Here is an 11,927-nt window from a genome sequence, read left to right on the forward strand (position 1 = left end):
TCGGCCAGCATCGTCGCGGCATGGTGCATCCCACCACCGGGCGGCGGCGTCGAACCCGGCGGCGGAGGCGGAGGCACCGGAGCACCAGGCGCACCCGGAGCGCTAGGCGGAGGCACCGGCGCACCGGGCGGACCAGGCGGACCGGGCGGACCGGGCGGACCGGGCCGCTGAATCCCACCCGGGCCACCCATGCTCGGATCGGCCAGCATCGTCGCGGCATGGTGCATCCCACCACCGGGCGGCGGCGTCGAACCCGGCGGCGGAGGCGGAGGCACCGGAGCACCAGGCGCACCAGGAGCGCTAGGCGGAGGCACCGGGGCACCAGGAGCACCGGGCGGACCGGGCGGACCGGGCGGACCCGTCTGAGGGGCGAGCTGAGTCGGCAGGTACCCGCCCGCCGGGGCGCCGGGCGCGCCCGGACCCGACGGCGACGGCACGGGCGGCCCCGGCCTGGCGCCCGGGGTTCCGGGGGCACCGGGCGGCGGTGGCGTCGACGGACCGCCACCACGCGCACCACGCGGCGGCACGGCGGCCTTGCTGGTGGTCGCATCGGCGATGTCACCGGCACCCGGCCCCGGAGCACCCTGGCCCGAGGCACCTTGGCCCGGAGCACCCGGCCCCGGAGCACCCGGGGGAACGCCCGGGGGGCCTGCCTGCGGGTCCAGACCCGGCACGACCGCGGTCCGGGGCAGCTGGCTGCCGCCCGACATCAGGGCGGTCGGCGCATCGGCCGGCACGATCGGCGGCGGGGTGCCGTCGTCGTCGGAACCCGAGAGCGGCGGCGCGAACACCGTGGCCGGCAGCGGCACGGCCTTGTCGTCGGAACCCGCGTTCGTGTCCGTACCGGCCCAGGGGGTGGACCCGGCGGGCACATTCGGTGGGGATGCCGGGACACCATCGTTGGCCGTGGGCTCGTACGCGACCTGCCCACCGGGCGAATCCGGCGACGCGGCGTCCCGGTCCTGGCCCCGGTCCTGGTCGCCGTTACGGCCCTGGTCCCGGTTACGGTCCTGGTCGCGGTCCCCCCGGCGGTCCGGGATGCCCAGCTTGTCCGCCGCTTCCTGGAGCCACTCCGGGGGGCTCAACAGGAACGACGTCTGATTGAGGTCGATGCGCTGCGGCGGCTCCGGAGCGGCCACGGCCGTCGCCTGCGCGCCGTACTCCTCCTCGTACCGCCGGATCACCTCGCCCACCGGCAGCCCCGGCCACAGGGTGGCCTCACCGCTGTCCCGGGCGATCACCAGCCGCTGCTTGCCGCCGTCCGAGACCGGGCCCTCGGCCCGGTCCTCGCCCCACACCACGAAGCCCAGCTCGAACTCCCGTACCCGCACCTCGCGGTGCTGGTACGCGGGCACGTCGCCGTTGATCCACTCGTCCGCGCGCTCCTGCGCCTGCGCAAAGGTCACCATCGCGCTCACCCCTCCACCGGGACGGCCCGCGCGAAGCCGCCGTCCACCATCAGGTTCGCCACGGTCTCCAGCTCCGGCGGATTGCCCGCCAGACGCTGCAGGAAGGCGTCGAAGTCACTGCCGCACGGCAGCAGCAGCCGGTCCACCCGCTCCTGCACGGTCCAGCCGTCCTGGTCCCGGGCGTCGTCGTAGGCGCAGAACCAGACCGAGCCGACACCGTTGCCCTTCACCTTCACCGCGATGAGGCCGCCCTGGACGAAGCCGACGCCCAGGAAGTCCTTGGTGAGGTGGTCGCGCAGGCACTTGTTGACGTACACCAGGTCGTTCGCGGCGGCCTGCTCGCGCACCGTGAAGAACGGCTGGTCGACCAGCAGCCCCAGCTCCGCGTCGAGCGCCGCGCCGACCGGCGCCGAACCGCCCGCCGCCTTGAGGAACGAGCGGTAGGCGCCCGGCAGCCGGTAGCCGAGGTCCTCCTCGACGTTCAGCACCTGTGCCTCGCTCACCGACACGGCGCCCTTCGGCAGCCGGAAGTGCGCGGGCCGGGTCTCCTGCAACGGGCGGGTGCCCCGCTTGTTGTGGTCGACCGCCGTGGTGGCCAGGCCGCCGTGGTGCCTGAGCAGTGCCTTCACCTCGACCGGGATCAACTCCATGCGCCGGCCGCCGGGCACGTGGTGCCACGTCCAGCCGTGCGGAGTGGCGACCGCCGGAATCGTGTCCCACAGCTCGTGGCCGCTGGCCGCCAGTGCCGCGTTGGCCGAGACGTAGTCGGTGAGTCGGAGCTCGTCGACCCCGAAGCCCTGCGGCGGCTCGGCGATCTCGGCGGCGGCGCGCGCGTACGGCGCGAAGTCCGGGCTGCCGTTCTCGTCCATACGCACACCGCCGGGATGGCGGGACGCCCGGACCGGGTCCGGGAAATGCACGAGCTGCCCGGCGTAGGCCGCGTTCGGTGGCGCGGCTTGCTGCCCGAGCCGACCTGTCGTCATGGCGGTTGCCCCCTGCTGCGTCTGGCTGGTGAGGACCGGCCTGCCCGAGGGGGACGGTCCGGGCACAGCCTATGCGGTGGCGCAAGGGCGGGTCTCGCCCATGTGACCTGTCCTACGCCTCCCCTCCGCATCCGTCACGAACCGTCACACCCACGTGACGGACAAGCGATGCCGCCGCCGCGCCCCGGCGACACGGAGACACGTTTCACCGCCCCAGCTTCCCCACCAGCCGGGACATTTGGCAGGCTGTCACCGCAACTCGGGGGCGTGCACATCGCGCAGCTACCGCTGCGGGCACGGGAGGGAAAGCACCATGCACACTGCACAATCAGTCACATCCGGGGATCCGCGCCTCAGCTGGAGCAGCACCGACGCCGACCGCACACCCCGTCTGCACCAACGCCGCGACGGCATCCTGCCCGCGGTCGCGGCGGCGCTGTCCGTACGCGGCGAGACACTGACCTGCACCGCGGGCAAGGGCGACCAGCCCCCCGTGCTGCACCCGCTCGTCCAGGACTTCCTCGACACCCTCCCCAGCAGCCGGCGCGAACGCTTCACCGGCCGCTGCCCCGAGGCGATACTGCTCTCCCGGCAGCTCACCGCCGCGGAGTCGAACCGCTCCAAGCGCGCCCGGCGCAAGCCGCTGACCAACGGCGAGGCCCGGCGCGCCCTCAAGCACTCGCGGCTCACCGCACGGCGCATCCGTGAGGACGGCGACCCGATGCACGGCAGCTACGCGCCGCCGTGCCGCTCCTGCGCGCCGATGCTCGCCCACTTCGGCGTACGTCCCGTCGACCTCACGACCACCGGGGCGGCGACCACCGCCGAGAAGGGCTGACCGCACGCCGATGCGCGACCGAACCGACCTGCCCGAACAGACGGGCCCTGCCGAACGCGACCGGCTCGCCTCCACCCGCTTCCCCGTCGCCGTCGACGCCGCCCTGCGCGCCGCGGGCTGGCAGCCCGGCCGCTGGGACATCCGGCAGGCCGAGGAGTGGGCCGACGCACTGCGCTCGCACACCTCGCCCGCAGGCCACCAGCACGCGGTCTTCCCCGCGGCGGTGGAGGCCTGGGCCGAATTCGGCGGACTCCGCATCACCGCGTCCGCGCCGGGCCGCCAGATCGCACCCGCCCCGGTGCGCATCGACCCGCTGAGCGGACTCCACCTCGCCCGCACCCTCGGCGACCTCGGCCGGGCGCTGGAGACCGAGGTCAGTCCCCTGGGCGAGGAAGGGGACGGCCAGGCGGTCCTGGCCATCGACGTCGAAGGCCGCGTCTACAGCATCGACCACACCGGCGACTGGTACCTCGGCCCGGACATCGACCAGGCCCTGGCGACCCTGGTCACCGGCATCCAGCCGGAACGCCTCACCCCGGGCTGAGCCCACGGGGCCCGGCCGGGCCCGAACCCGCACGACACCCCTCGGGCCCCGCCGGGCCCCGGCTCCGCACGACACCACACGCGACCGGGCAAGCCCCGAACCGCACGACACCCCGCCGGGACCGGGCAGGCCCCGAACCCTTGCGGTACCCCTCAGGACCGGCCGGGCCCCGGCTCCGCACGACACCACACGCGACCAGGCAAGCCCCGAACCGCACGACACCCCGCCGGGACCGGGCAGGCCCCGAACCCGCACGACACCCCGCCGGCCCCGCGGCTCAGGCCGCCTCCACCTGGGTCGGCAGCACCGCCGACACCCGGAAGCCGCCCGCGTCCGTCGGCCCCGAGACGAAGACCCCGCCGAGCCCCAGCACCCGCTCCCGCATGCCGACCAGGCCGTTGCCCCCGCTCGGCAGCCCCGCGTCCGCCGTGGCCGCGTCCGACGGGCCGTTCTCCACCTGCATCGCGACCTCCGCCTCCCGGTGCGCCAGCCGGACCCACGTTCTCGCACCCGCCGCGTGCTTGTGGACGTTCGTCAGCGCCTCCTGCACCACCCGGTACGCGGTCTGTTCGACCTCGGGCGGATACGTGCGGGCCTCGCCGTCCACCGACAGCTCCACCGTCATCCCCGCCGCCCTGGACTCCCCCACCAGGGTCTCCACTTCGTGCAGCCGCGGCCCGTCCTCCGTCGCCGCGGCAGCCGCGGCCGCCGCCGCCCGACCGACCGAGGCCAGCGGCACCTGGGCCGGCCGGGCCGTCACCGACTCCCCGGCCCGCAGCACCCCGAGCATCTCCCGCAGCTCCGTCAGCGCCTGCCGGCCCATGTCACCGACCAGCGCCGCGTTCCGCACCGCCTTCGCCGGGTCCTTCGGCGCGACGGCCTGGAGCGCGGCGGCATGCACGACCATCAGGCTGACCCGGTGGGCGACCACGTCGTGCATCTCGCGGGCGATCCGGTGGCGTTCCTCCGTACGCGCCCACTCCGCCCGCTCCTCCGCCCGGTCGGCGAGGAGCGACAGCTCCCGCTCCAGCGAGTCCGCACGCTCCCGCAGGCTCTCCATCAGCCGCCGCCGGGCCCCGATGTAGAGGCCGAACAGCACGGGCGGCGCGGTGAGCCCCAGCGACATGAAGAGCGAGATCAGCGGTACGTACCAGTCACCGGGCCCGAAGCCGTCCTGCTCCGCGACGCTCTGCCGCAGCCGTACATAGGTGACGATGAACATCCCCGCGAAGGACATCCCCGCGAGCACCGCGGTGATCCTGCGCGGCACGTCGGAGGAGGCCAGCGTGTAGAGGCCGACCAGCCCCATCAGGAAGCCCATCTCGGCCGGCGTGGTCGCGATCGCCACCAGCACCACCGCGATCGGCCACCGCCGCCGCAGCACCAGCACCGACCCCGCGAGCAGCCCGAACAGCACGCCCACCGGCACCGGCAACCCGGTGTCCCCGGCGAACGACACCCCCTCCAGCGCGCATTCCAGCGCCGACAGGAGCCCGAGCCCCACGTCCAGGGCGACACTGCGCCGCCGCTCCCACCACCAGTAGCCGCGGGTGGTCCCTCCCACTGCTTCCCGGTCTGCCCCCATTGCGGTCATGCCGTCCACCCTACGGGCGACCGCACCTCATTTTCGGGCGACCTGGACAGCACGTACGTCAGCCGAACAGAGTCAGAACGACCACTTATCGCTTGAAATGGTGAATCGAGCAGACTTTCGCACCGGACGTCCGCATTCCGGACGACGCTCGTCACATGACGGAGATCACGAGCAAGTACGCCAACTTCGAAGACCTGCGCGAGCAGGCCATCACCTTGCGCCGGGAGGGCCTCAGCCTGCGGCAGATCAGGGACCGCCTCCACATCCACAACAACGACATCCTCGGCCGCCTGATCAAAGGCGAACCGGCCCCGGAGTGGACGAAACGCCCGCGCACCAAGGACGACCTCCGGGAGAAGGCGCGAGAGCTGCGCAGCCAGGGCATGACGTACGACCAGATCCAGGTGGAGCTGGGGTGCTCGAAGAGCTCTATCTCGCTGTGGGTACGGGATCTTCCAAAGCCAGAACCTCGCCATACCGACGCGGAGCGGAAGCACAACCCCAAGACCACGCGCAGGAACACCGCCGAGACCTACCGCGGATGCCTGATCATCTACGTCACCAAGAGCGCTGATCTTTATCGTCGCGTGGAAGGCACTTGGTACGGCATAGTGTTGGGTGTCGCACGTTCGGTCAGCTAGCGAGTTGTCCGATTCGGCCACATTGCCATCCCCTGTGGTGTAACGGCAGCACAGTGGCTTTTGGTGCCATTTGTCCGGGTTCGAATCCTGGCAGGGGAGCTCAGACTCAAGGGCCCCGGCCTCCAAGGCCGGGGCCCTCACCCATGTCCGCTCACCAGCCCCCCGGTATCCTTCGGGTGTCCACCACCCGAAGCCGAAGGGCATTTCTGTGAGCTCCGAACGCCCGGCAGCCGTCGTCGTCCTCGCAGCGGGTGAAGGCACCCGCATGAAGTCGAAGACCCCCAAGGTCCTGCACGAGATCTCCGGGCGTTCGCTCGTCGGACATGTCGTCACCGCCTCCCGCGAGCTGGACCCCGAGCACCTCGTCGTGGTCGTCGGCCACGGCAGCGAGCAGGTCACCGCGCACCTCACCGCCGTCGACGACCGGCTGCGGACCGCCCACCAGACCGAGCAGAAGGGCACCGGCAACGCGGTGCGCGTCGGGCTCGACGAGCTGGGCGGCACCGTCGACGGCACCGTGATCGTCGTCTGCGGCGACACCCCGCTGCTCTCCGGCGAGACGCTCGTCGCGCTCGCCGCCACCCACACGGCCGACTCCAACGCCGTCACCGTGCTGACCGCCGAGGTCCCGGACTCCACCGGCTACGGGCGCATCGTCCGCGACCCGGCCGACGGCGCGGTCACCGAGATCGTCGAGCACAAGGACGCCACCGACGCCCAGCGCGAGATCCGGGAGATCAACTCCGGCGTCTTCGCCTTCGACGGCCGGCTGCTCGCCGAGGCCCTCGGCAAGGTCCGCACCGACAACAGCCAGGGCGAGGAGTACCTCACCGACGTCCTCTCCATCCTGCGCGAGGCCGGGCACCGGGTCGGCGCCTCGGTGGCCGGCGACCACCGCGAGATCCTCGGCATCAACAACCGGGTCCAGCTGGCCGAGGCCCGGCGGCTGCTGAACGAGCGGCTGCTGGAGCGGGCCATGCTGGCCGGTGTGACCGTCGTGGACCCGGCGTCCACGCTGATCGACGCCACCGTCACCTACGAGCGGGACGCGATCGTTCACCCGGGCACCCAGCTGCTCGGCACCACGCACCTCGCCGAGGACGCCGAGGTCGGCCCCAACTCCCGACTCAAGGACACCGTCGTCCGTGCGGGGGCGCGCGTGGACAACACGGTCGCCGACGGGGCGGAGGTCGGCGAGGGCGCGGCGGTCGGCCCGTACGCCTATCTGCGGCCCGGCACCAGGCTCGGCACGAAGGCCAAGGCCGGTACGTACGTGGAGATGAAGAACGCCACGATCGGCGAGGGCACCAAGGTCCCGCACCTGAGCTACGTCGGCGACGCGACGATCGGCGACCACACCAACATCGGCGCCGCCAGCGTCTTCGTGAACTACGACGGCGTGGCCAAGCACCACACCACGATCGGCTCCCACTGCCGTACCGGGTCGGACAATATGTTTGTGGCGCCTGTCACGGTCGGGGACGGCGCGTACACCGCCGCGGGCTCGGTCATCACCAAGGACGTACCGCCCGGTTCGCTGGCCGTCGCCCGCGGCCAGCAAAGGAATATCGAAGGTTGGGTGGCCCGCAAGCGTCCGGGAAGCGGCGCCGCACAGGCGGCTCAGGCCGCGGCATCGGAGCTCGACAGCGAAAGCTGACCGGAAACAGGTACGCCGCGCACGGCGTACCGTGATAGATGCTCACCCCATTTCGGCTGGCTCGTTACGCATCGGGACACATGCGTGCAGCGCCAGGAACACGTCTGAGGAGACTGTGCTGTGACCGGGATCAAGACGACCGGCGAGAAGAAATTGATGCTCTTCTCCGGCCGCGCCCACCCCGAGCTGGCCGAGGAGGTTGCGCACCAGCTGGGTGTCGGCCTCGTGCCGACGAAGGCCTTCGATTTCGCCAATGGTGAGATCTACGTCCGCTTCCAGGAGTCGGCCCGCGGCGCCGACTGCTTCCTGATCCAGAGCCACACCGCTCCGATCAACAAGTGGGTCATGGAGCAGCTCATCATGCTGGACGCGCTGAAGCGCGCCTCGGCCCGCTCCATCACGGTGATCGTGCCGTTCTACGGCTACGCCCGCCAGGACAAGAAGCACCGCGGCCGCGAGCCGATCTCGGCCCGTCTGATCGCCGACCTGATGAAGACGGCGGGTGCCGACCGCATCCTCACCGTCGACCTGCACACGGACCAGATCCAGGGCTTCTTCGACGGCCCGGTGGACCACCTCTTCGCGCTGCCGATCCTGGCCGACTACGTCGGCGCCAAGGTCGACCGCACGAAGCTGACGATCGTCTCCCCGGACGCCGGCCGGGTGCGCGTCGCCGACCGCTGGTGCGACCGTCTGGACGCCCCGCTGGCCATCGTGCACAAGCGCCGTGACAAGGACGTCGCCAATCAGGTGACGGTCCACGAGGTCGTCGGCAACGTGAAGGGCCGGGTCTGTGTCCTGGTCGACGACATGATCGACACCGGCGGCACCATCTGCGCCGCCGCCGACGCCCTGTTCGCGCACGGAGCCGAGGACGTCATAGTGACGGCGACGCACGGTGTGCTCTCCGGCCCGGCCGCGGACCGGCTGAAGAACTCCAAGGTCAGCGAGTTCGTGTTCACGGACACCCTGCCGACCCCGGGCGAGCTGGAGCTCGACAAGATCAAGGTGCTGTCGATCGCGCCGACGATCGCGCGTGCGGTGCGCGAAGTCTTCGAGGACGGCTCGGTGACCAGCCTCTTCGAGGAGCAGTAGGAACAGCGGTCCCGAAGATCCACTTTGGGGGGCGGCCTCCCCGGCGGGTAGACTCAGCGAGTTGCTCGGCGAGGGAGGCCGTACTCATGTGTACGGCGGTCCGTTATCGACGCGCTCTTCGTAGCAGGCCTGTCGTGGGCCGGGTGACCGTCCGTTTTTCGTCACCTTACGAGGAGTGCAGTCATGGCTGAGGTCAAGCTCGCCGCCCAGGTCCGTACCGAGTTCGGCAAGGGCGCCGCCCGTCGCACCCGCCGCGCCCACCAGGTTCCCGCGGTCGTCTACGGCCACGGTGCCGAGCCGGTCCACGTCACCCTGCCGGGCCACGACCTGATGATGGCGCTCAAGACCGCGAACGTCCTGATCAGCCTGGAGATCGACGGCAAGGACGCCCTGGTCATCCCGAAGGCCGTGCAGCGCAACCCGCTCAAGGGCGACATCGAGCACGTCGACCTGCTGACCGTCAAGCGCGGCGAGAAGGTCAACGTCGAGATCGCCGTGCACGTCGAGGGCGACCTGGCCCCGGGCGGCAACCTCCTGGAGTACGTGCAGAACACCCTGCTCGTCGAGGCCGAGGCCACCCACATCCCGGAGTCGGTCACGGTCTCCATCGCGGGCCTGGACGCCGGTGCGTCCGTTCTCGCCAAGGACATCGCGCTGCCGAAGGGCGCCATGCTGGCCGGTGACGAGGACGCCATCGTGCTCCAGGTCGTCGCCGCCCAGGCCGAGGAGCCGGCCGCCGAGGCCGCCGAGGGCGAGGGCGCGGAGGCCTGAGCCCCGCCCGCACTGCTTGACTGACGGGGCGGCGGTTCCTTGTACGAGGACCCGCCGCCCCGTTTTCCTTTAATCAGCGCCCTGTGATCAGCGCCCTGTGATCAGCGCAACCAGCCGTCGCACGCGAGGAGACCGCCCAGATGTCAGACACCACCGACCCCTGGCTCATCGTGGGCCTCGGCAATCCCGGTCCCGAGTACGCGGCGAACCGGCACAACGTCGGCTTCATGGTGGCCGACCTCCTGGCCGAGCGGATCGGCGGGAAGTTCAAGCGGGCGCAGAAGGCGCAGGCGCAGGTCGTGGAGGGCCGCATGGGCCCGCCCGGACCGGCGAACCGGCGGGTGATCCTGGCCAAGCCGATGTCGTACATGAACCTCTCCGGCGGCCCCGTCACGGCGCTGCGCGACTTCTACAAGGTGCCGACCGACCACATCGTGGCGATCCACGACGAGCTGGACATCGACTACGGGACGCTGCGGCTGAAGCTGGGCGGCGGCGACAACGGGCACAACGGGCTGAAGTCCATGACCAAGGCGATGGGTTCGGACTATCACCGGGTCCGGTTCGGGATCGGGCGGCCGCCGGGGCGGATGCAGGTCGCGGACTTCGTGCTGAAGGACTTCTCGTCCACCGAGCGCAAGGAACTCGCGTACCTGGTGGACCGGGCGGCGGACTCGGTGGAATGCCTGCTGGCGGAGGGCCTGGAGCGCGCGCAGAGCGCGTACAACTCCTAGCGGTCGCCTTCGCGCGGTGGCACGTACAACTCCTAGCGGCCTCGTTCGCGTCCTAGCGGTCTCGTTCGCGCGGCGGCGCATGCATCTCCGGCATTCCTGCCAGTACCCCGGCGATTTTCGGCCATGAGTTGACCGGCGGTGCCGGTCTGCCCAAGGATCGCTCCCCATGAAGCGGAGCTCCTCCCACCGCGCCCTGGTCTACGCCCGCAACGCCGCCATGGGCTGTGTCGTCCTGTTGCTGCTGGTGGCGGGTGTGCAGTCGTCCTGGACCGAGGCGCATCACATCATTCTGGCCAAGGGCCGTGAGCACGGCACGATGACCGTGACGGGGTGCGGCGCCGATGTCTGCACCGGTCCGTTCTCGCCGTCGGGGCAGGCGGCCGCGCGGTCCCGGGTGACGATCGACAGGTCCGTCGCGGCACGCAGGGGTGACCGGTTCCCCGTGGTGGTGAAGCCGGGCACGGACGACGTGGTGCGTACCGGGACAGCCGGTTTTCTGCATGCCTGGGTGCCGCTGGGCGGTGCGCTGCTGCTGGCCGGCCTGGTGATCGGTGGCGGTCTGCGGCTGTCGCGGACCGGCTGGTGCACGGGACTCGCGGGTACGACCCTGCTCGTGGCGACGTTCTTCGCCCTCTGAGCCGCACCCCGAGCGGCTCCCGGGCCGCCCCGGGGCACGTACTCCCGTGCCGGCGCCGCATGTTCGCCCGATCGTTACCCAAAGCCATTGGGACAGATCGGCGCACAGTCGGGCAGATATGAACACATCAACCTTGACTGGCCGAAGCAGCCACAAGAAGCTGAGCCGACCCCCCACGGCATCCCTCACCTCTCACGTTGGACTGCCCATGCGCACTTTCATACCCGCCGGCGCCCTGGTCACCGCGGTGACCGCTTCGCTGCTGCTGGCACCTTCCGCCTCCGCTGCGCCCAAGGGCGACAACGGCACGGTGAAGATCCATGACGCCAAGACCGGCGAGGAGCTTCGCAGGAACGAGCCGAAGGTCTGCTCCTTCTACCTCGACGCCTTCGGTTTCGACGCCACACAGAAGGTCCAGTGGCACATCGAGGCCTGGGCCAACAACGATCTGGACAAGGGCGAGACGGTCAAGACGGGCGCCTTCACGCTCGATGGTTCCGGCCACGGCCGTACCACGGACATGACCCTGCCCGACGGCCAGTACAAGCTGTTCTGGAACTTCGAGGGCGAGAACGGCAAGGCCAAGCACAAGGTCTTCAAGACCGACTGCGAGCCGGGCAAGCCCGGCGAAAAGCCCACCGAGCCCGGTGAGAAGCCCACCGAGCCCGGCGAAGAGCCCGCGAAGCCAGGCGAAAAGCCCACCGAGCCCACCAAGCCCGGTGAGAAGCCCACAGCCACGCCGTCCACCGGCCCGTCCACTCCCGGCGGCGAGCAGCCGTCCGGCACCCCGGCCCCCTCGGAAAGCAGCCCGGCCGGTGCTCCGGCCCCCTCGGAAAGCAGCCCGGCCGGTGCTCCGGCCACCCAGGACGGCGCGTCCGGCAACCTCGCCGAGACCGGAAGCAGTGCCCCGGTCGGCGCAATGGCGGCAGTCGCCGTGGCGCTCGCCGCGGTCGGCGGCTTCCTGGTGATGCGCCGCCGCAAGGCCCAGCAGCACTGACGTCCAGGCAGCGAAGTGCCCCCACCG

At 71.2% G+C, this 11,927-nt stretch carries 11 protein-coding genes, 1 tRNA gene and 1 pseudogene; 10 read left to right on the forward strand and 3 right to left on the reverse strand.

Features of this window, described 5'->3' with window-relative positions; genetic code table 11:
- A pseudogene (locus tag ACWCQ6_RS02630) lies at positions 1-1,409 on the reverse strand (SUKH-4 family immunity protein); the annotation flags it as partial.
- 5 nt (positions 1,410-1,414) lie between these two features.
- Positions 1,415-2,392, reverse strand: coding sequence for an SMI1/KNR4 family protein (locus ACWCQ6_RS02635; protein WP_451084952.1), 978 nt, complete (start codon positions 2,390-2,392; stop codon positions 1,415-1,417).
- 313 nt (positions 2,393-2,705) lie between these two features.
- Here ACWCQ6_RS02635 and ACWCQ6_RS02640 point away from each other — a divergent pair, with 313 nt between their 5' ends.
- Positions 2,706-3,230 (forward strand): YwqJ-related putative deaminase, encoded by a 525-nt coding sequence (locus ACWCQ6_RS02640; RefSeq protein ID WP_451084953.1) that lies wholly within the window; start codon positions 2,706-2,708, stop codon positions 3,228-3,230.
- A 10-nt stretch (positions 3,231-3,240) separates the two neighbouring features.
- Positions 3,241-3,774 carry an SUKH-3 domain-containing protein gene (locus ACWCQ6_RS02645; RefSeq protein WP_451084954.1) on the forward strand — a complete coding sequence of 178 codons (534 nt, stop codon included), beginning with the start codon at positions 3,241-3,243 and terminating at the stop codon, positions 3,772-3,774.
- Between the two features lie 277 nt (positions 3,775-4,051).
- Here the strand turns inward: ACWCQ6_RS02645 and ACWCQ6_RS02650 are convergent, their stop codons facing one another.
- Positions 4,052-5,368 (reverse strand): sensor histidine kinase, encoded by a 1,317-nt coding sequence (locus tag ACWCQ6_RS02650; protein WP_451084955.1) that lies wholly within the window; start codon positions 5,366-5,368, stop codon positions 4,052-4,054.
- Between the two features lie 155 nt (positions 5,369-5,523).
- On the opposite strand from ACWCQ6_RS02650, the gene ACWCQ6_RS02655 reads away from it, so the two are divergent.
- The 8 genes from ACWCQ6_RS02655 (at position 5,524) to ACWCQ6_RS02690 (ending at position 11,900) form a co-directional block, all read left to right on the forward strand.
- Positions 5,524-6,009, forward strand: coding sequence for a hypothetical protein (locus ACWCQ6_RS02655; RefSeq protein ID WP_451084956.1), 486 nt, complete (start codon positions 5,524-5,526; stop codon positions 6,007-6,009).
- 28 nt (positions 6,010-6,037) lie between these two features.
- Positions 6,038-6,108: transfer RNA gene (locus ACWCQ6_RS02660), tRNA-Gln, on the forward strand.
- Between the two features lie 109 nt (positions 6,109-6,217).
- Complete coding sequence (gene glmU, locus ACWCQ6_RS02665; RefSeq protein WP_451084957.1) at positions 6,218-7,666, forward strand: bifunctional UDP-N-acetylglucosamine diphosphorylase/glucosamine-1-phosphate N-acetyltransferase GlmU; 1,449 nt, start codon at positions 6,218-6,220, stop codon at positions 7,664-7,666.
- Between the two features lie 120 nt (positions 7,667-7,786).
- Positions 7,787-8,761, forward strand: a complete 975-nt coding sequence (locus tag ACWCQ6_RS02670; RefSeq protein ID WP_451084958.1) for a ribose-phosphate diphosphokinase — start codon at positions 7,787-7,789, stop codon at positions 8,759-8,761.
- A 183-nt stretch (positions 8,762-8,944) separates the two neighbouring features.
- Positions 8,945-9,532, forward strand: a complete 588-nt coding sequence (locus ACWCQ6_RS02675; RefSeq protein ID WP_451084959.1) for a 50S ribosomal protein L25/general stress protein Ctc — start codon at positions 8,945-8,947, stop codon at positions 9,530-9,532.
- Between the two features lie 140 nt (positions 9,533-9,672).
- Complete coding sequence (pth, locus tag ACWCQ6_RS02680) at positions 9,673-10,266, forward strand: aminoacyl-tRNA hydrolase (protein ID WP_451084960.1); 594 nt, start codon at positions 9,673-9,675, stop codon at positions 10,264-10,266.
- Between the two features lie 166 nt (positions 10,267-10,432).
- Positions 10,433-10,903 carry a hypothetical protein gene (locus ACWCQ6_RS02685; protein ID WP_451084961.1) on the forward strand — a complete coding sequence of 157 codons (471 nt, stop codon included), beginning with the start codon at positions 10,433-10,435 and terminating at the stop codon, positions 10,901-10,903.
- Between the two features lie 208 nt (positions 10,904-11,111).
- Positions 11,112-11,900 carry an LPXTG cell wall anchor domain-containing protein gene (locus ACWCQ6_RS02690; RefSeq protein WP_451084962.1) on the forward strand — a complete coding sequence of 263 codons (789 nt, stop codon included), beginning with the start codon at positions 11,112-11,114 and terminating at the stop codon, positions 11,898-11,900.
- Positions 11,901-11,927 lie beyond the last annotated feature (27 nt).

Source organism: Streptomyces sp. NPDC001880, from assembly GCF_053594575.1.